19 protein-coding genes and 1 pseudogene are annotated in these 20636 nt (G+C 40.1%); 10 read left to right on the top strand and 10 right to left on the bottom strand.

All coding sequences use genetic code 11. The features are described 5' to 3' along the window. Nucleotide 1 precedes the first annotated feature (1 nt). The 5 genes from ACYQ3L_RS23695 to ACYQ3L_RS23675 form a co-directional block, all read right to left on the bottom strand. Entirely contained in the window at nt 2–637 is a 636-nt protein-coding gene (locus ACYQ3L_RS23695; protein WP_379998768.1) for a class I SAM-dependent methyltransferase, read from the bottom strand. A 7-nt stretch (nt 638–644) separates the two neighbouring features. Next, a complete protein-coding gene (locus ACYQ3L_RS23690; RefSeq protein ID WP_379998766.1) occupies nt 645–1283 on the bottom strand; it encodes a phosphocholine cytidylyltransferase family protein in 639 nt (212 codons plus the stop codon). Then, nucleotides 1256–1864 (bottom strand): HAD-IB family phosphatase, encoded by a 609-nt coding sequence (locus tag ACYQ3L_RS23685; protein ID WP_379998764.1) that lies wholly within the window; start codon nt 1862–1864, stop codon nt 1256–1258. The genes ACYQ3L_RS23690 and ACYQ3L_RS23685 overlap by 28 nt, the downstream gene beginning before the upstream one ends. Before the next feature lie 153 nt (nt 1865–2017). Further along, a complete protein-coding gene (locus tag ACYQ3L_RS23680; RefSeq protein ID WP_379998762.1) occupies nt 2018–3016 on the bottom strand; it encodes a glycosyltransferase family 2 protein in 999 nt (332 codons plus the stop codon). Nucleotides 3017–3021: 5 nt separating this feature from the next. After that, complete coding sequence (locus tag ACYQ3L_RS23675; RefSeq protein ID WP_379998760.1) at nt 3022–4479, bottom strand: lipopolysaccharide biosynthesis protein; 1458 nt, start codon at nt 4477–4479, stop codon at nt 3022–3024. Between the two features lie 534 nt (nt 4480–5013). Between ACYQ3L_RS23675 and ACYQ3L_RS23670 the strand changes: the two genes are divergently transcribed. The 5 genes from ACYQ3L_RS23670 to ccsA all read left to right on the top strand — a co-directional run bounded on the left by ACYQ3L_RS23670 (nt 5014) and on the right by ccsA (nt 10529). Continuing rightward, nucleotides 5014–6165: a porin gene (locus ACYQ3L_RS23670; protein WP_379998758.1), complete on the top strand. Its 1152-nt coding sequence runs from the start codon at nt 5014–5016 to the stop codon at nt 6163–6165. 123 nt (nt 6166–6288) lie between these two features. Then, complete coding sequence (gene nrfH, locus ACYQ3L_RS23665; RefSeq protein WP_379998756.1) at nt 6289–6873, top strand: cytochrome c nitrite reductase small subunit; 585 nt, start codon at nt 6289–6291, stop codon at nt 6871–6873. A 42-nt stretch (nt 6874–6915) separates the two neighbouring features. Continuing rightward, nucleotides 6916–8415, top strand: coding sequence for an ammonia-forming cytochrome c nitrite reductase (gene nrfA / locus ACYQ3L_RS23660; protein ID WP_379998754.1), 1500 nt, complete (start codon nt 6916–6918; stop codon nt 8413–8415). A gap of 79 nt (nt 8416–8494) precedes the next feature. Beyond that, on the top strand, nt 8495–9757 hold the full coding sequence (locus tag ACYQ3L_RS23655; protein ID WP_379998752.1) for a cytochrome c biogenesis ResB family protein: 1263 nt from the start codon (nt 8495–8497) through the stop codon (nt 9755–9757). Beyond that, nucleotides 9744–10529, top strand: a complete 786-nt coding sequence (gene ccsA / locus ACYQ3L_RS23650) for a cytochrome c biogenesis protein CcsA (RefSeq protein WP_379998750.1) — start codon at nt 9744–9746, stop codon at nt 10527–10529. Before ACYQ3L_RS23655 ends, ccsA begins: the two co-directional genes overlap by 14 nt. Before the next feature lie 82 nt (nt 10530–10611). On the opposite strand, the gene ACYQ3L_RS23645 is transcribed toward ccsA, so the two are convergent. From ACYQ3L_RS23645 to ACYQ3L_RS23635, 3 genes are all read right to left on the bottom strand, one after another. Then, nucleotides 10612–10860 (bottom strand): hypothetical protein, encoded by a 249-nt coding sequence (locus tag ACYQ3L_RS23645; protein ID WP_379998748.1) that lies wholly within the window; start codon nt 10858–10860, stop codon nt 10612–10614. A 213-nt stretch (nt 10861–11073) separates the two neighbouring features. Beyond that, a complete protein-coding gene (gene hcp, locus ACYQ3L_RS23640; RefSeq protein ID WP_379998746.1) occupies nt 11074–12714 on the bottom strand; it encodes a hydroxylamine reductase in 1641 nt (546 codons plus the stop codon). A gap of 22 nt (nt 12715–12736) precedes the next feature. Next, nucleotides 12737–13600, bottom strand: a complete 864-nt coding sequence (locus ACYQ3L_RS23635) for an ATP-binding protein (protein WP_379998744.1) — start codon at nt 13598–13600, stop codon at nt 12737–12739. 115 nt (nt 13601–13715) lie between these two features. Between ACYQ3L_RS23635 and ACYQ3L_RS23630 the strand changes: the two genes are divergently transcribed. The 5 genes and pseudogenes from ACYQ3L_RS23630 to ACYQ3L_RS23610 form a co-directional block, all read left to right on the top strand. After that, nucleotides 13716–14390: a Crp/Fnr family transcriptional regulator gene (locus tag ACYQ3L_RS23630; RefSeq protein WP_379998742.1), complete on the top strand. Its 675-nt coding sequence runs from the start codon at nt 13716–13718 to the stop codon at nt 14388–14390. Between the two features lie 84 nt (nt 14391–14474). After that, nucleotides 14475–15164, top strand: coding sequence for a Crp/Fnr family transcriptional regulator (locus ACYQ3L_RS23625; RefSeq protein WP_379998739.1), 690 nt, complete (start codon nt 14475–14477; stop codon nt 15162–15164). Nucleotides 15165–15509: 345 nt separating this feature from the next. After that, entirely contained in the window at nt 15510–16697 is a 1188-nt protein-coding gene (locus ACYQ3L_RS23620) for a DUF418 domain-containing protein (RefSeq protein ID WP_379998737.1), read from the top strand. A 380-nt stretch (nt 16698–17077) separates the two neighbouring features. Further along, nucleotides 17078–17563 (top strand): cysteine hydrolase family protein, encoded by a 486-nt coding sequence (locus ACYQ3L_RS23615; protein WP_379998735.1) that lies wholly within the window; start codon nt 17078–17080, stop codon nt 17561–17563. Continuing rightward, nucleotides 17560–17700 (top strand): annotated as a pseudogene (locus tag ACYQ3L_RS23610) (YdeI/OmpD-associated family protein); the annotation flags it as partial. The gene ACYQ3L_RS23615 and the pseudogene ACYQ3L_RS23610, both read left to right, overlap by 4 nt. 20 nt (nt 17701–17720) lie before the next feature. Here the strand turns inward: ACYQ3L_RS23610 and ACYQ3L_RS23605 are convergent. Together ACYQ3L_RS23605 and ACYQ3L_RS23600 are read right to left on the bottom strand one after the other, a co-directional pair. Then, nucleotides 17721–18410 (bottom strand): HlyD family secretion protein, encoded by a 690-nt coding sequence (locus ACYQ3L_RS23605; RefSeq protein WP_379998733.1) that lies wholly within the window; start codon nt 18408–18410, stop codon nt 17721–17723. Nucleotides 18411–18416: 6 nt separating this feature from the next. Next, the gene (locus ACYQ3L_RS23600; RefSeq protein ID WP_379998731.1) at nt 18417–20624 is read right to left on the bottom strand and encodes a peptidase domain-containing ABC transporter; all 2208 of its coding nucleotides are present in this window, start codon (nt 20622–20624) and stop codon (nt 18417–18419) included. Nucleotides 20625–20636 lie beyond the last annotated feature (12 nt).

Raw genomic sequence — 20636 nt, 5'->3', positions numbered from 1 at the left:
TTTATTTTTTGGCGACAATCGCATAAAAATGCGTATTATCCCATCTATTACATTCAGGAGGATAAATATCGAACGTTTCGATATTGCAATAACCGATTACTTCTAATGTTTCTATCTCCTTGTCTAAGTGGCGGTATTGAGAGAAATAATTTTGCTGCAACTCTTCGGAAAAGCCCGATACTTCCACGTCTTCTGCTACTCCAAACTGATTCTTGACGATCAGTTTTCCTCCGGGTTTTAATAGATTGAGATACTTCTGGTATAGATAAGTTACTTCTTCCTTATTAAAGTAGGATACAATACCGAACATGGTAATTACATCGTACTTTTTGTTTGTTCCAAACTGCAGAATATCTTGATTGACAACCGTGATATTGGGAGATTTCTTTATAAATCTGGAGAAGTCCGGAAATAACTCAACAGCATCGATATGACGGACCCTATCATAAAACTTGTTTATCGTAAGCCCTGTGCCACTGGCTAAATCCAGAATATCAGAGTCTTTATCGGCAAATTTAAGAATAAAGTCCGCGTCAATTTGTGTATAATCGTTTATAGGGTTTACCTTTGTCGTTTTTTCGTCCGGATTGGCCGAGGCCTTTGTCTTCCAATACTCTACAGCTTGTTTGTTTTCCATACCGTTTTTATTTATACCATTCTTTAACATGTTCAACAACCCGCTGGTAGTCCTGGTAAGTATCTATGTCATATGCCCTGACTTCTATCCCCTTCATGGGCAGGTAAGGTTCCAGCTGATTGAAAACATTACCGGAAGAATATCCCAGCTTGTCTTTTCTGATACATGCCGGCCCTGTCCATTCATAATCACCGTTTTCCCGGGAAAATGAGATTACGCTGCCATCTTCGGTTGTGTTTACAAAAACAGCTTCATCCGATGCCTTTTCGGCATAACAAATAAACTCACCATCCTCTGACAATATTCTTTTTACATCGTCGGGGTGAACCAGTAAGTCTCCGTCCCATTCCAACACATATTCGTTCGCATGTTGTGCTCCCAGGTAAAAACTTGCACCTGTTTTTGTCTCGAAATAACGGTGATTGAATACAAATATGACATCATCTCTGTATTGCAGTACTTCTTTTACAACATCGTTGGCCTGATATCCTACAACGATACGCAAATCTTCAATATCTTTGAATGCTTCCAATTGCCACGATATTAATGATCTTCCATTGATCTTGATCAAGGCTTTGGTCTGTCCGAGCCCTAATCGCGAGCCGACTCCGGCACAACTTATAACAACTGATTTAGTTGACGACATAATGCTTTTTCGTTAAAAATCAAATAATCAGATATCGGCAACAGGCTTTGAGACGGGAAATGGGTCATACCTGCAGCTATGGCTATATCTGCTATGCGCATTGCTTCCATATCATTGTTGCCATCTCCGATATATACCACTGTATAACCGCTTTTTTGAAAGTTTTCCACTACAATTTCTTTCTTCAGAATAGTTGTAATTTGTTCTACTTTATTCAGCTTGACAATACCTTCAGAATAAAAGGATTCACAACCTATACGTTTGAGCAATTTGTCTACCCAGCACTCTAAGTTGCCGGTGGCAATGACGCAATGTTCTTTGTTTTCTCTTATGAAATTCTGTAAAAGCGGATATAATTTTGCATTTTCAAGCAATGAAGATATTTCTGAAACCGGAAGTTTCCCTAAAATATTTACTCGCCGGATAAAACTTTCAATAAAAGGAATATTTCCCTGAATAGTTTCCTTTGTGATTGCACCTATTTCTTCTTGAATATTGAAGTGCTCAGCTATCAGGGGCAAAGTTTCCTCTGCCGTGACCGTTCCGTCTAAGTCGAAGATAAATTTTATCCGTTTATTCATTGTTAAATCCTTCTAAAAATGCCTGGCAAATTTACAATATTTTTATATGTTTCTCTTTAATAATGTATGTAAAAAAACTCATTTGGTGAATGAACCTGTCCCTGTCTTTCATTTTTGTTATTCTTTTGTCATTTGAGTCCCGGCGCTTCGTTATCATTTATTTCTTAAGAAAAACATAAGCTTTAGTAATTTCATGAGTACAGTAGGCTTCAATGAAGCAAACGGCGGTATTATTCCGCCATACTTCTTTTGAGATACACAGAGCACAATCCACCGGGCCCAAAGGAATGCAACGAAACCTTTCTGATTGTACGTCCTCTTTATCCTGTTTTGCCGGATAAGTTTCGAGAACCAACCGGAAATATCGTTGAATCGGGGAACGGGGACCTCTTGCTTATTCCCCAGACTATAGAGGCTGAAAGTAATCCTGTGACAAAATAATTCCTCGTCAGTAGGTGTAATATCCAACATTCCCAATTCATCAGAGATGATTTTATCTTTCAGCTTATCCTGTATTTCATTGTTTAATACGGATACGTTGCTGTCGTGCCAGCGGTATGCCAGTAGTTCATCTTCCAGATTAGCTACTTTTCCATGCTTTGCTATCCGGCACCAAAGTTCATAATCTTCGACGTGCTTATATGCTTCATCATATCTGTTCTCCAACAGCACCTCACGCCGGATCATTACACTAGGATGCACAAACGATGGCGAGAAGAGGAGACTGATTTGGAGTAAATCATTGTCAGGAAGGTTCCGTATTTTTCCCGTTCTGCCGCCCCGGCTATTGATGACAGCGGCGTTAGTACCACACATCAGATAGTCAGGGTGGGCATCCATAAAATCTATCTGTTTCCTCAACCGTTCAGGAAAAGAAATGTCATCCGCATCCATACGGGCGATATATTCTCCTCCGCAAAAGTCGATACCTTTATTCAGGGTTTTTATAAGACCCAGATTTACAGGGTTCTTTATATAGTACATCCGATTGTCGCTATAGCGGCTTATAATCGTTTCGCTATTATCTGTAGACCCATCGTTTATAAGTATCAGTTCCCAATCTTTGAAGCTCTGTGAGCATATGCTGTCTATTGCCTCGGACAGATATTGTCCGGCATTATAAACAGGCATCAGTATGGAAACTTTAGACATAAGGGCTATCGTTTAAAGGTTTTATTATAAGACTGCTTCACGAAATCTATCGTTTCCTCCATTATGACTGACCCGAAGAGTTTCATTATCAGCAGATAAATACAACTTCCCACAAAGGCCGGCATTAAAAGTAATAAAAATATATTTTCCAATCCAACCAGAGAGAGCATGGTAAACGGAGCAAATGAGGCCACAGATATAATGATGTATGGTACCGTATCCCTCAGTATCTCGACAAACGAGTATGTTATACGTTTTCCGGCAATAAACATGCCGGCAAAAAAAGCGAGTACATTAACGAGGCTTAATCCTATTACCAGCCCTTGTATCCCGAATTGTACCCCAATGGCAATCGCTACCAGTACAAGCACATTTTTGCATGCTTCTATTTTTAACAACAGCTTCGATTCCCCTTTGAATTGCAACAGGGACGAGATAAGGCTGAAGAGAGGCAGAAAAGCACCTCCGATAGATAATATTTGCAGTATGGGGACTACATCCGCCCATTCGCTCGGCAAGTAGATGGATACTATCGGGCCAGCTGTTACTATCAGCAACATAGCCACGGGGAAAGAGATAAACGAGGTTATGCGCATAACTTTCCGGTATGCCTTTTTGCTTCTTTGGTCATCTTCTCCTATCTTCGACAATAAGGGATAAGCCACACTCCTTATCCCCTCACTGATAACCGATTGCGGGATATTTGTCAGTTTCAGCCCCTGGCTGTATGAGGCTACCTGAGGAATAGAGAACTTTTTACCGATAATCAAAGGTGATATATTGTTGCATATTTGTCCAAAAAGCCCTGAGATCAACAGGTTAATACTGTAAGACGACATCTTTTTGATATGTAGGAATACAAATTTCCCACTAGGCCTCCATTTTACGAAAATCCATAGCAGTAAGCTCCTGATGAAACTTTGTAAAACCTGCTGGGCAGCCATACTCCATATCCCGTATCCGTTGTACGCCATCAGTATGGCTATCAGCCCCGATACGCACCATGCGACAAGTGTAATCCGGGTATTGAGTTTGAAGTTCATCTCTCTCACCAGGTTCACATTCTGGATGATGGCGAATGCATTGAAGACAAAAGCAAGGAATACAAAGCGAGCCAGGTCTGTCAATACCGGTTTTTCATAAAACCAGCTGATGAGGGGAGCGCAAAAGAAAAGAATTGTGTATAAAATAAGACTGATCGATATATTAAAATAAAAAACAGAGGTGTACTCTTCGGGATGTACTTCCCTTTTCCGGATCAGTGCCGATGAATAACCGCTCTCCTGCAACATACCCGAAATAATGGTGAAAATGGCTAACAGGTTCACTGTCCCGATGTCTTCTTTCGATATCAGACGGACGAGAATATAAAAGAAAACCAGCGTTATAATTTGCTGTCCGCCTTTATCGATAAAGCTCCAGAACAAAGCTACACCTGTTTTCCTTTTAAGTGAATCTGCCATCTGCAAATAATGTAATCATTGGGCACAAAGTTAATAACTTTTTGCAGTCATCAGTCAACAGTATCGTGGTTTGTCATGCTTAGAGAAACGAAGCATCCCGTCAGAGAATAGTTAACAACCTGTCTTTCGTGTCTTTCTCCAAAAAGGTTACAAAGGTAACACATATATCAGTTAACAGTAAACAGTTAGCAGTAAACAGTGAACTAACTTGTAACTCGTAACTGCCCGAAGGGCGAAGTAACTTGTAACTGTTAAAAGGTAACAAAGGTAACACATGTATCAGTTAACAGTAAACAGTTAACTAACTTGTAACTCGTAACTGCCTGAAGGGCGAAGTAACTCGTAACTGCTTTAATCAATACTTCAAAGAACGATCAACTATAATATAGATAAATTTTCTCAACAAACATACTATCCCGATCGCTACAAAATCTATATGTAAGAAACATTCATTTTCAAGGTGTAATATATATTACACTTTTTTTGCAGAATATTCGCATATTTTGTATAATGAAATATCTAATACTTGTAGAAATGAAGAAAATTTTTGTTTTTATAATCTTTTGCTTATCATTCAGCACTTTCTACGCGCAGGAATCTGACGAGTTACTGAAGAAACTGGTTGAGAAAAATGTACTTACCCGGTCTGAAGCCGATGAAATTAAAAAAGAGGCGGCAAATAAAGAACAAAAAGCAACCCTTCCGCAGAAAGTAGAAAAAGTAAGGCAAGCCTTCAATACCCCTTATATGCAGTTTGGAGGAAACGGGCAGTTAATGTACAGATACTCCGATGTAGACAAAATACACAACGACTTCAAAGCTAAGAATCTGTTTATATCGGTAAGTGGAAAACTAAACGATTCGTTCCGCTACGGTTTCCTTTTAGAGATGGTAAATCCATCTGTTCAGGAATTCTGGGGAGAATGGACGGCAGCCAAAGAGTTCAATCTCAAAGTAGGACAATTCAAAAGCCCGTTCACACTGGAAAGCCAGTATGTACCGGCCACACTGGAAACAGCGGCCTATTCCCGCACCATATCCAATCTGGTAGGATATGCAGGAGAGGACGATGTATTGAAAAAACAAAACAATAAAAACAATTTCGGACGCGACGCCGGAGCCATGATTTCAGGAGAACTTTTCCCGATGGAAAAGCATAATCTGTTGCAATACTCCGCCGGAGTATTCCAGGGAACAGGTGTTACCACCGGTGAAACGAACAATGCCAAGGACTTTGCCGGAATGCTATTGCTCCAACCCGTACAAGGGCTGAGGGTCGGAGGAGGAGTCTACTTTGGACAGGCCTCATATGCCAGAGCCGGGGAAACGGTGACATCCGACCACGTACGCGACAGATGGTACGTGAGCGCAGATTATAAATCGGAGCGTTTCAATGCCCGTGCCGAGTGGGTAAATGGCAACGATGGCGGAATAGAAAAGGAAGGGGTTTATGCCATGGGGCTGTATTACCTTGTTCCAAAAAAACTGAACGCCTTACTAAAAGCCGATTATTATAACAGGAATAAAGATATTAATAGCGAGGTAATTGATTATACTGTCGGAATAAATTATTATTTTTATCCTCAGTGCCGGATACAACTCAACTATACCTATTCGGACTATTCGAACAAATGGGATGCGCAAAATTCAAATGTAGTGATAGCACAACTGCAGATTGCGTTTTGAGGAAAATTTAAACAGTAACCAGGTAAAAGAAAGCATTTAATGATATAATATAGAACCATAGATCACTGTTGTTCTTTTACATAACAAGTAACAAATAGGTCTGCAACCTTAAATTAGCATACCATGATAAAAAAACTCCTGAGCCATATACCTAACCAGTTTATAGTACCCTTGTTTGTCGTAGGAGGTATTATAGTCGGATTGGGAGGATACTCAGTCTATATGTCGAGGGCTCACTCCTATCTTTCGGACGATCCGGCAGCCTGTATCAACTGCCACATTATGACTCCATACTATCAGTCATGGAACCATAGTTCGCACGCGCAATGGGCTACCTGCAACGACTGCCATGTACCGCAGGACAACATCCTTAATAAATATGCATTTAAAGCTAAAGACGGGCTTTACCATGCCGCCGTATTTACCATAAACGGAGAGCCGCAGGTAATCCGTCCTCGGGACGAAAGCTACGGGGTGATAATGGACAATTGCATCCGTTGCCACACGCAACTCAATACTGAATTTGTGAATACAGGTATGATAAATTACTGCGACGTGCAGGAAGGAAAGGGCAAAGCGTGCTGGGACTGCCACACACAAGTGCCCCATTCCAAGATAAGCAATTTGTCCTCCTCGCCTAACGCGATTGTTCCCCTACCCGCCTCACCCGTACCGGAGTGGCTGAAGAAGAGAATGAATAAAAACTGAATCTAAACCTATAAAAATAAACAACTAAAAACTCTATAAATTATGTTCAAGAAATTAGCAGAAGCAATCAAACGGAAACCGATTATCGGATGGGGCATATTTGCCGTTGTCATGGTAGGAGTGTTTGCATTAGGCATCCTGGCTGCCTCCATAACAGAACGCCGTGCCGAAATAGCTACACTGTACAACAATAAAAAAATAGAGATAACCGGGATAAACCCTCACAATGAAGAATGGGGCATAAACTACCCGAGAGAGTATAATACGTGGAAAAAGACTGCCGATATGGATTTCAAAAGCAAGCATCTGGGCAATATGCCCGAAGATGTGCTGGAGTCGCGTCCCGAAATGGTGGTATTATGGGCCGGATACGCTTTTTCACGTGACTATTCCGCACCGCGCGGACATATGCATGCCATTGAGGACGTACGCAATACACTTCGTACAGGATGCCCCGAAAACGGAGAGGGCGATATGCAGCCGGGTACCTGCTGGACATGCAAAAGCCCCGATGTACCACGCCTGATGCACGAAAAAGGTATTGAGAATTATTATAAAGCCAAATGGAGCGATTGGGGTGCGGAGGTAGTAAACCCTATCGGCTGTGCCGACTGCCACGACCCTGTCACTATGAATCTGACAATTACCCGTCCGGCATTAATAGAAGCATTTCAACGTCAGGGAAAAGATATCACACAGGCCACACCTCAGGAAATGCGGTCGCTGGTTTGCGCGCAATGCCATGTTGAATATTATTTTACAAAAGACAACAAATACCTTACATTCCCCTGGGATGGAGGCATGACTGTGGAAGCGATGGAGAAATATTACGACGAAGCAGAATTTACAGACTGGACACATGCATTAAGTAAAACCCCTATGCTGAAAGCCCAGCACCCGGATTATGAAATATTCCTGCTGGGACCTCATGCCCAACGCGGCCTGTCATGCGCCGATTGCCATATGCCATACATGTCGGAAGGCGGTATAAAATATTCGAACCATCAGGTGATGAGCCCATTGAAGAACGTATCGAATACCTGCCAGACCTGTCACAGAGACAGCGAAGAGAACCTGAAAAACTATGTTTACCAATATCAGGACAAAGCATTAGAAATCCGCGATCGTATAGAACAGGAACTGTCGAAAGCTCACATCATGGCTAAAACAGCATGGGACAAAGGGGCAGACGACAAAGAAATGGCAGCATCTCTCAAACTGCTTCGTCAGGCGCAATGGCGCTGGGACTTCGCAGTAGCTTCTCACGGAGCGTCCTTCCATGCTCCGGTGGAAACTCAGCGGATACTGGCTCACAGCCTCGACAAAACAATGCTTGCCCAGCTTGAATTGCAGAAAGTACTGTTCAGCCATGGAGTAACCGATATGCAGATGCCGGATATATCTACCAAAGATAAGGCTCAGGCATACATCGGCCTGGATATGAAGACCCTGAAAGATAAGAAAGACAACTGGATAAAAACAGTAGTTCCTCAATGGCTCGAAAAAGCTAAAAAAGAGGGGAAATTAACAGCAAATATTTAAACAGGCCCTTAAACGGCAGATAAAAAAAGAAGAGAGTGTCTGGGAAAGGCTTCAGGCACTTTCTTCTCTTCATATACATATGGAACAAGGAAAACGTAAGATGTGGCAATTCCCGTGGCGGTACAAAGAAAGTATCGCTTTTGTGGCAGGTTTTGCCTTCATTGGTTTTATGCTTCAGATTACAGTAGGAAAGTTTGACTTTTACCTGCTACAGGCTCCGGTCAACCTTATCCTCGGTGGCGCGGTAATAGCATTTCTCATATTACTCTCATTCGCCCGCAAAAGTGCTTTCTACCAATGGATATCGGGTGTTCCGCTTTCGGTAACCCTCATTGCTGCGCTGTTGGTATTGGGGCTGATAATGGGACTTACTCCGCAATTCGCGCGTCTCGATCCTCACGATAAAGATATATTCACGGTGCTTGGATTCAGGCAGGTAACAAGCAGCTGGCCTTTCGTGCTGATATATTTCCTTACGCTGATTTCCTTAGGTTCACTGATTGTAAGAAGGCTGGTCGCTTTCCGCAAGCAGGATTATGCTTTCTATTTCAATCATATAGGGCTCTGGATTCTCCTTTTTGCCGCAGGGCTGGGAGCCGCCGATATAAAGAGATATGTAATGCATGTCCGCGAAGGTGAAGTGGAATGGCGTGTCTACAGCGAAAACAAAGATGTGCTGGAACTTCCAGTCGCCATACAGCTCAATGATTTCGAGATGGAAGAATACCCGCCCAAACTCACAATAATAGACAGGGAAAGCGGCGAATCTCAGCCTAAAAACAAACCTGATTATTTCCAGATAGACGAGAAAAGGCCTAATGGCACACTCGATAAATGGGATATCAGACTTGAAGAATATATCCATCAGGCAGTACGCAACAGTGACAGTACTTATCAGGCTGTGCCTATGCCCGGCTCCAGTCCGGCAGCAAAAGTATCGGCAAGGAACAAACAAACAGGCGAGATGCGTAAAGGATGGGTATGCGGAGGCAATATGGCACAGTTATATATGACATTACCTCTCGACTCTCAATATTGTATTGTAATGACACAACCCGAGCCAAAGAGATTCCTGTCGGACATAGATGTATTCATGGAAGATGGAAGCGAACAGCACGCGGTTCTGGAAGTAAATAAACCTTTAAGAATAGGCAGTTGGACTATCTACCAGTACGGATATGACAATCAGGCCGGCAGAATGTCCACATACAGCAGTATGGAGCTGGTATACGACCCGTGGCTCTATCCTGTCTATGCCGGAATAATTCTATTGTCCGTAGGTTCGATATGTTTATTATGGTCGGGAAACAAAAAAAGAAAGGCGGAAGATGACTTGGGATGAATTTCTTTGGTTTGCAATACCTGCAATGATTTGCTGGATAAGCGCAGGAGCACTGGTATATAAATGTAAGAAAACATTTATCGTAGAAGGACTAATGATAGCCGGCATTGCTATTTTTGCCGCGTTTATCATCGGCTTATGGATAGGACAGGAACGCCCTCCGCTCCGTACAACAGGTGAAACCCGGTTATGGTACTCATTCTTTCTGGCAACAGTTGGTTATTTTACATACAAGCATTGGAAATATAAATGGCTGTTGTCATTCTCCAGCCTGGTCGCCTGCGTTTTTGTCTGTGTAAATATATTCAAGCCGGAAATACATTCGACCAATCTGATGCCTGCCCTCCAAAGCTATTGGTTTGTGCCGCACGTTACAGTCTATATTTTATCCTATGCCATGCTTGGGGCTGCGACCATTGCTGCTATTATTCAGTTGGTAAATCTGAAAAAAGACAGGCTGGATGATAACCTGTACAAGCTGATGGATAATGTTGTTTATATCGGTTTCGGCTTCCTCATACTGGGAATGCTCATGGGAGCAGTATGGGCAAAGGAGGCATGGGGACACTACTGGTCGTGGGACCCAAAAGAGACATGGGCGTTTATTACATCGGCGGGATATTTAGTCTATATCCATATGCGGCTGCAAAAATATCATGTTAAGTTTGTTTTATGGATGCTGCCAATCGCGTTTGTTTTACTTATGATCACCTGGATCGGCGTCAATTATCTTCCTGCCGCACAGAATAGCATCCATGTCTATTCTAATTGAGAAAGTTCTTCCGTATTAATAAGTTGGAATAAAAGGTTCTATTTTTAGTTACAAGTTACTACGCCCTGCGGGCAGTTACAAGTTACAAGTTGGCTGATGCACATATGGCCAGAGCCTGAAGAGCTTTTGTCTTGTCGTCGCATTGCGATTCCGGCCTCGTCCCGCAGGCGGGGTCCCCAATCCGTAAAGCGGAGGTGTAGGGCAAAATATGGTAGCTGCTACACTCTGCTGATAATCCGGCTAAAGATGATTCCGTATTATTTTGCCCCACCGAAGCTGCGGTTTTGGGTCGCCGGGGGATGCAGCCTTGATTTTTTGTTTCGTTTTGCATCAAGGCAAAATGAATTGGAGCGAAGCGGAATTGAAAATCGGCGTTAGCCAAATCGGTGCAGCCAAATACAAGCCGACTGGCGCGTTAGAAAAAAACCAACAATTTTATACAACACTAATAATCTTAACTGCAGATTAATACCCCCATATAATCGCAAATAAAAGCCGGATACATGAATGTATCCGGCTTTCATTATATACTTATCTGATATCCTTAGCTGGCAAGGAACATTTCAATATCTTCCTCAACAGAAGATATACCACCGATTCCAAAATTCTCAACCAGTACTTTCGCTACATTCGGAGAAAGGAATCCCGGAAGAGTTGGTCCGAGATGTATATTCTTCACTCCCAGATGAAGCAGAGCAAGTAATACTATCACTGCTTTTTGTTCATACCATGCTATATTGAAAGCGATAGGCAGGTCATTAATATCCTCCAGCCCGAATACTTCTTTCAGTTTGAGGGCGATGACTGCCAATGAATAGCTATCGTTACACTGTCCGGCATCCAATACACGCGGAATACCGCCTATATCGCCCAATGACAATTTATTATATCGGTATTTGGCACAACCGGCAGTAAGAATAACCGTATCGTCAGGCAATGCCTCTGCAAAGTCTGTGTAATAATTACGGCCTTTCATGCGTCCGTCACAACCTGCCATTACAAAGAATTTTTTTATTGCACCCGATTTTACGGCATCCACAACCTTATCGGCTAATGCCATCACCTGCGCATGGGCAAACCCACCCACGATTGTTCCGTTTTCGATTTCCTTCGGAGCCTGGCAGTTTTTCGCCATTTCTATTATTTCCGAAAAATCTTTCTGCTGCCCGTCTTTACGCTCCGGTATATGTTTTGCACCATCAAGGCCGGAAGCACCTGTGGTAAATATACGTCCTTTGTATGTCGCGTTTTTGGAAGGAGGTACGATACAGTTTGTAGTAAATAAGATTGGCCCGTTAAACGACTCGAAATCTTCTTTTTGCTGCCACCATGCACCGCCATAATTACCGACCAGATGTTTATATTTTTTCAGATGCGGATAGTAGTGTGCCGGCAACATTTCGCTATGGGTATAAACATCTACCCCCATACCTTCGGTCTGTTGCAAGAGTTCTTCAATATCCCTCAGGTCATGTCCGCTGATAAGAATTCCCGGATTCTTTCCCACACCGATATTTACCTGTGTAATTTCAGGATTCCCGAATCGTCCGGTATTGGCCGCATCCAGCAATGCCATTACCTGTACACCGTATTTACCTGTTTCGAGAGCCAGGGCAACCAGTTCGTTTACTGAAATATCCTCTCTTGTAATTTCAGCTAATGCACGCTGCATAAACATGTATATCTCATCATCCGTCTTATCCAGGTTATAAGCATGCTCGGCATAGGCTGCCATACCTTTAAGCCCGTAATGCGTCAGTTCCTTCAGCGAACGTATATCTTCATCTTTTGTGCGCAACACCCCTACCTCAAGTGCTTTATCCATGAATCCGGATTCATCGCCATTCCATGTACATTCGTCCGGAAGAATAATAGATGTATTTCCCAGCCGGGCAGATAATTCTGCTTTCAATGATAAACCTTCCTTTACTTTCTCCTTTATCGCTTCGAAATCGAAGTTAGCATTGGTAATGCTGATAAACATAGCATCGACAATAAACTTGACTGCTGTAGATGAAGCCTTTCCTTCTTTTCTCAGTTCGTTGTTGTATACGGCAATCCCTCTGGTTACGAACAACAGTAAATCCTGAATATTCGAAACTTCCGGAGTTTTACCGCACACACCCATTAATGCGCAACCTGTGCCTTTAGCTGTCTCCTGGCACTGAAAACAAAACATGTCCATGATAATATTTTTTAGTTAGTGATTATATCCATTCTTCTTTTTTCACATCGCCCTGCACCGAAAGGACGATTACTTTCACAGGGACGTTCCTCTCAGCCTCTTCCCTTGCCATCTGTACTATCCGTACTAATCCTCCGCAACACGGAACCTCCATGATAAGCACGGTAAGGGTATCTATTTGCGCCTCATCAATCATCTCAATTAACTTATCTATATACGATTGCGTATTACTGTCTAACTTAGGACAGGCAATAGCAAGAGCCTTGCCTTTAAGGAAACGGCTATGGAACTCGCCACTGGCAAACGCTGTACAATCGGCAGCCAGTAACAGATTGGCTCCACGAAGAAATCCGGCATTCGGATTTAGTAAATGAAGCTGTACAGGAAATTGTCTCAGTTCGGATGGTTGTACTATCACAGGCGCAGCCATCGTGAATCCGGATGGGGCAGGCCTTTTAATCTCCTGCATCATGCTGCCCGGACAGCCGCAAGCGGGTTTGTCCTGCGTAATTGAGTTTTGTTTATTTTCGGCAGGAAAGTTCACTTTCACATTACGCTTTTTCAGATACTCCAATCCCTGATGTAACAGTTCGTATTCCTCATGCTCTTTCAGATGGTTCAGGTGAGCGAGTATTACCTTCTCCCCTTTCGGGAGCATGCGTTCCATCACAGCATACTCGTCATAGGGTTCAGCTTCACGTTCTTCGAGAGTAATAGCACCGACGGGACATTCTCCTATACAAGCACCAAGACCGTCGCAATAGAGATCACTAATCATAACGGCTTTGTCATTGATAAGCTGTAAAGCTCCTTCATGGCAACCTGATACGCAGGCACCGCAACCGTCACATAGTTCTTCATCTATTTTTATGATCGTTCTTTTCATTATTTACCCTTTTTATTTTTTACAAAATTAAGTTGGTAGTACGTTTGAAATATGTCACATATGCGACGTTAGCCAAAATAATTATATCTTTATCTTTGAATACACAGATTAGGATATGGATTTAACAGCATTAAAAAAGATTCCGCTTTTTCGTTCAATACATGAAGCAGAAATAGAAATGATATTTTCGGAACTGAAAATTACCGAAACAGAATTTAGAAAAGGAGAGGTCCTGGCCCTACAGGATGAACTATGTAACAGGCTCATTATACTACTTTCGGGCAGCGTAAAGGGTGAAATGACCGACCCTTCAGGAAAGGTAGTGAAAGTAGAAGACATATATGCGCCAAGCCCTCTTGCCATCCTGTTTCTATTCGGGCCGGACAATCGTTTTCCTGTCCAGGCAATCGCGCGGGAGGATGTCACCGCGCTGGTGATACCAAAACAATCGGTGCTCAGAATGCTGAGTATGAACCAGACCCTGTTGAAGAATTATTTGGATATCTCGGCCGACTTTGCATCCCGGTTAAGTAAGAAGCTTCATTTTATGTCTTTCAGGACTATCCGTCAGAAGCTGGCTGTATATATACTTAACTTATCGAAAATGAAACAGGAGGATACCATAGAGCTGGATAAAACCAAAAGTGCACTGGCCGAATACTTCGGAGTTTCGCGCCAATCGCTGGAACGTGAACTTTCAAATATGCAGCACGACGGATTGTTAACAGCCGATAAAAAAATGATTACAATAACGGATAAAAACAGATTGATCCATATTGTCCGTTTTTAAGAAACATACTTGCTAAAAAGCTGTAACTCTTTTGTAAAGTAAACAACTAGAATTATCTTTGATAAACCTTAAAGTACAAGATTGATGGAGCACAATAATTATCTGACCGACCAACAAATCAATATCATCCACAAAATCCCTTTATTCAGGGGACTGAATGAGGATGCGAAGAGGACTTTGTTAGATAAACTGGATTATACTGTGACCGAAATATCCAAAGGCGAAATTATTATCCGTCAGAACACGCCCTGCCTGCATATGTACATTCTCTTGAAAGGAAATCTTGAGGTAAATATTATCGATGTTTCGGGTAACAATGTCAAGGTGGAGAACCTTATTGGCCCACGGGCATTTGCCACCCCTCACCTGTTTGACGGGAATAGTATATTTCCCGCGACCTTCACCGTTATGGAAGACGGTATTTTATTTAAGGCGACGAAAGAATCGGCTTTTAAACTGATAAGTTCAGAGCCGGAGCTTTTAAAGAACTTTTTGAGGCTCACCGGAAATTGCAACGCATGTACCGTAAGCAGACTCCGGATTCTATCATACAAGAGCATAAGAAGCCGCTTTATCTATTATCTGTTCGAGCACAAACAAAGTGACACATTTTCTGTTATGGAACACAACCAGACTCAGTTGGCCGAATACCTGAGTGTGACCCGTCCGGCGCTAGCCAATGAAATAAAAAGGATGGCTGACGAAGGTTTATTAAAGATAGATGGCAGAAATGTGGAATTGTTGTCTATTCCTTCTTTACTGAAATACGTCTGAGAAATATTTTCCTGTATAAAAAGATCGGGAAAAATCAAAGTTATTAATATCCCGATTAACGTATATCAAGTATTTATAAGAACACTAAGAATCTTGCTTTTACAGAAGGGGGCGGCGGTCTTGGGCATCGCGGATCAGGACGGCCCGCACATTTCGTAAATTCCGAAGAACATATGATTCTCAGCCGATTATTCACGAAAGGACAAAAATAATGCCCATCGTCAAAAGCCTTAAAGGTCATATTTTATTGTTTATTGAATAGTATTTTTCAAAGAATATAAAAGGTTTATAATAGATTTGCAACTCAAATAAAAGAATCTGTTAACATTTTAAACTCTAAAAAGCATGCACTCGTCTTCTACACTAACCACTAATAATCGCATAGAAATAGCAGATGTATTACGTGGTTTTGCTGTAATGGGAATTACCCTTATCCATTTTATCGAAGGGTTCAGCCTAAATAGCTTTCCGGAAGAAACCAGTAATTTCCTTATATTTACGGACAGGGTAATCTGGGATAGTGTATTTTTTGCCTTTTCCGGTAAAGCCTATTGCATTTTCGCCTTGCTTTTCGGATTCAGCTTCTTTATTCAAGACAACTCGCAAAAAGAAAAAGGGAAAGATTTCCGTGGACGGTTTGCCTGGCGGTTAGTATTGCTTTTTTTTATAGCCTGCATCAATTCAACTTTATTTCCAGGTGAGATATTGGTACTTTATGCATTGGTCGGTTATATAATGATAGCGGTCTGTCGCCTTTCTTCCCGCACAATCGCGGTTATAGCGGTTATCCTATTACTGCAACCTATCGAATGGGGACAAATAGTTTATGCACTCATCAACCCCGAATACACAGCGAATGCTGAGTTCGATGCTCCTTTCTGGGAAATAGTCAATACAGTTCAAAAAGAAGGTTCTTTCCTGGAAATGTGCAAAACTGCAATATGGACAGGCAATGTAGCTAATATGGGCTGGATGCTGTTGCATGGAAGGGTTACTCAAACCGCTGCACTTTTTATGATAGGTATGCTCATCGGACGCAGCAACATATTTCCATATTCAGAAAAAAATATAAAATTCTGGATCAAAGTATTCATTATAGCCGTTATAGCCTTCTTCCCCATTTACGGTTTGATAGCTATACTTCCCGACTTTATAGATCGGGAGGCACTACTTGTACCTTCCACACTTATACTTAAGTCACTATCAAATATTGCATTTACAGGAATTCTGTTTGCAGGAGTAATACTTGTTTATTACCTGACAAAGGCTGGACGAGTTCTTCATCAATTAGCTCCTTATGGGCGCATGAGTTTGACAAACTACCTATCGCAGTCTTTAATCGGAGGATTTTTATTTTACAACTGGGGGTTAGGCCTTTACCAGTATACAGGTATTACAGCCTGTTTCTTAATGGGGATCGGAATGTTTCTTATTCAGTTCTTCTTTTGCCGCTGGTGGCTTCGTTCACACCGTCAGGGACCATTAGAACGGTTATGGAAAAAGGCAACCTGGATTAAAACTGGAAAAGAATAACTTGCCGAATCACATCTTCTTGTCCAGACAACTGAGTTATAGGCTCTAGGATCTGACGACTATCCTCATTCAAATGATGGGCTGCGATGTACAAATCTTCTGGAGGTTCATACTTAATTTATGAGTTGAGAGAGTAGGTTCCCAGGTCATATAATTGTATATCTTTGTAAACAATACAATAGAAGTACCGAACAGAAGGATAAATATATCAGAATCAACTACTTTTACTCTTTCTATATTAAGAGGGGAGATTTTTTATTTATTAGTCCGGATATTTCATATATTCATATCATTTTACAAGTATATTATGGTTTTATAGGCAATAGGACAATGAAAACAAAATATAAACCGGCCGGCAAGGACATAAAAAAGTAAGCAAAATGGAAAAAGTATTAGTAATAATAGATATTCAAAATGATATAACAAAGAATTATAAGGAAATAATCGGCAATATAAATAAAGCCATAGATTGGGCGGTCAATAATGGTATTCACGTTGTTTATATAAGACACGAAAACTTATCAGACGGCACCAGGACTTTTAAACCCAACACACAAGGGGCTGAATTAGTTTCGGATTTGAAAATAGTATCAAAAAATATTTTCACAAAATTCAAAGGAAACGCATTAAGCAGTGAGGAGTTCGCAGACTTTGTTAATAAAAACGGAATATCTGATTTCTATATAACAGGAGCAGATGCCATTGCTTGTGTCAAATCAACCTGTTATAACTTGGTTAAGGCAAATTATAATGTCAATGTCTTGTCAGATTGCATTACGAGTTATGATAAAAGGAAAATTGACGAGATGCTGCAATACTATGAAAGTAAAGGCTGTAAAATAACCAATTTGAATGAACTGTTATGACAACAGAAAATAAAATCAAGCATCTAAAAAATCGAGGAGATTGGCGAAAGTGGCTAACGGATAACTTCTATACTGCCGATGAAATTTGGTTTGTATTTCCCAATAAGTCGTCAGGCAAAAAAAGCATTTTATACAATGTACACAACCATAAGAATATTCACAGTTGAATATTTAATATCCTTTGCAATAAAGGTTTCTTTGAAATGAGTATTTTTCCCGTAATATCTTTATCGTTATATAATTTAATTTCTTTAGAAATATCATGAAAATCGATTTTTGCTTTATATAAAGTTCCATTATTATTTGTTTTGCTTATTGGATATATATCAGATATTTTACTCATGAAAGAATGTTCATCTAATAATATTTCTACTTCTTGCCCCTTTTGAATAATTTTCATTTGGTCGGAAGTGATGTAGAATATACCATATATTGAGTGGATAGAATCAGGTATTATCGAAAAAATGACCTCTCCTTTTTCTATGTAATCCCCATTGTCGCAATTGTATAAAATTTCACCTTTGTTCATTGCTTTATATACAATAATAGAATCATGCCCTGTTTTTAATGACCCAACGTATTCATCTAATAAAATTTCAGTTTTATTTGTATTAATTGTAATTATCCCAGAACGAGAAGCTTCTCCTATTTGAATTGTAGGATTTACATATAATGAAATTATAATCTTATTATATTGAGGGAATGGAACCAAATAAGCGATACTTAAAAAGAGTATTATTAAAAAAGAGATTATAAAGGTCCCAATTCTTAATATAATAGAAGGAACTTTTCCGATAATGTTACGAACCTTCTCGCTACGCAATTCAATATCTTTATACTCTGACATAATCTATTAATTTCCAAGTTCTAATTGATTCTTTATTAATTGAAAGTATTTGCCTCTTAATTGAACTAATTCTTCATGATCCCCTCGTTCAACGATCCCTCCCCCATCAAGAACAATGATCTGGTCGGCATTTTTCACTGTACTTAAACGATGAGCAACTACTATTACAGTTTTTCCTTTATAAAAGTTTTCCAGATTTTCGACTATTATTTTCTCATTATTTGCATCCAATGCATTTGTTGCTTCATCTAAAAAGATAAATTGAGGATTTTTATATACTGCCCTAGCTATTAGTATTCGTTGTTTTTGGCCTTGACTTAGGCCTTGTCCTTCTTGTCCGATAATTGTATTATAACCCAAAGGCAGATTTGAAATATACTCATCAATATTTGCTGTTTTAGCAGCATTTTGCAATCTGTATATGTCTATTTGTTCATCTGAAACAGCTATATTTTTAGCGATAGATTCTGAAAATATGAAACCGTCTTGCATTACAGCTCCGCATTGGGAACGCCACCAATATAGATTCATTCTGTCGATAGAAGAATTTCCTATTGTTATATTTCCATTTGTCGCAGAATAGTTTCCAAGCAGTAGTTTAATGAGTGTCGTTTTTCCACTACCACTAGCTCCAACAATTGCTGTCACTTTACCTTCCGGAATTATTACACTAATTCCATTTAGTATTTTTTTTGACAAAGAACCTTCATATTGAAAATCAAGGTTATTAACATAGATTGTCTTATCCTTTAAATTAGAATATTCTGAGATTATTCTGTTATCTGAATCTTCATCACTTTTATTATGTATTTCACTCATTCTTTCCAGACTAATGCTAACATCCTGATATTGATATATAAATTGCATCATTTGTTCTACCGGAGAGTTTAATTGCCCAATAATATATTGAGTCGAAAGCATCATCCCCAATGTCATATCTCCATGGATAACTGCAGTAGCAGCGAAAACAGTGATTAATAAATTTTTGATCTCATTGATACAAATACTTCCCGCCTCCTGTGTTTGTTGTAAAGAAAGCGATTTGAGGCTTACATTAAAAAGATCAGCCTGAGTATCTTCCCATTCCCAACGTTTCTGTTGTTCGCTATTTTGCAATTTAATTTCCTGCATCCCATTTATTAACTGATATGTTTTACTTCGGTTAATGGCTTGCTGTTCAAAGTATTTATAGTCCAGCACCCTGCGTTTTTCAAGAAAGAAAAATATCCAAATGCCATACAGTAAACTACCAGTTATAAATATTAAGAATATTTTGATACTATATATAAAGAGGACTATTCCAAATATAATAAAACTGAAAAGAGAAAATATAAGATTTAAAGACTGAGCTGTAAGGAACCGTTCAACCCTATTGTGATCATCAATGCGTTGCAACAAATCTCCCATAAGCTTCGTGTCAAAGAATGACATGGGAAGTCTCATCAATTTGATGAAAAAATCAGATATTAGAGAGATGTTAATACGAGTACTGATATGAAGTAAAATCCGCCTTCGTATAAAATCGATACTTGCCCGGCCGAGTAGTAGCATTAATTGAGCGACTAATAATAGCCATATAAAATTTATATTCTTATTCCCAATTCCAATATCAACAATTGCTTGTGTCAAAAAAGGAAACAGAAGTTGTAGAAGACAAGCAATAAATAATCCAATAAATAATTGATTGAAAAACTTTTTATATTTAATAAAATAACGTCCCAGAAATTTTAATTTACTATCTATTTTAGTTTTTTCTGTCTCCTTCTGATAAAAATCTGCTGTTGGCTCCAGAATAAGAACAATTCCTTTCTCTTTACCATCTTTTTTAGTACTTATCCAATGAGAATTAAATTCCTCATCGGAGTATTTTAATAATCCTTTGCCCGGATCTGCTATATATAAATCATAACCCGATTTTTTCTTTTTGATATGGTGAACTACAACAAAATGTTCTTGATTCCAGTGTGCAATACAAGGTAACGGAGCTTTTTCAATTAATTTTTCAAATGTAAACCGTCCACCTATTGATTTAAGTCCAATTTTTTCAGCAGCTTTACTTATTCCCAATAATGAAACACCGTCTTTACCTATGTATGAATGATTACGTAACGTTTCTAAGGTACAATTATAACCATAATAGGCAGAAATCATGCGTAAGCATGTAGGCCCGCAGTCCATAGCATCCGGTTGTATATATATAGGAAATTTTTTCATAGCAATATCTCA

This window comes from Dysgonomonas termitidis (assembly GCF_054657735.1).
The sequence above is the reverse complement of the archived record's forward strand: the minus strand, read 5'-3'. Positions and strand labels throughout refer to the sequence as shown.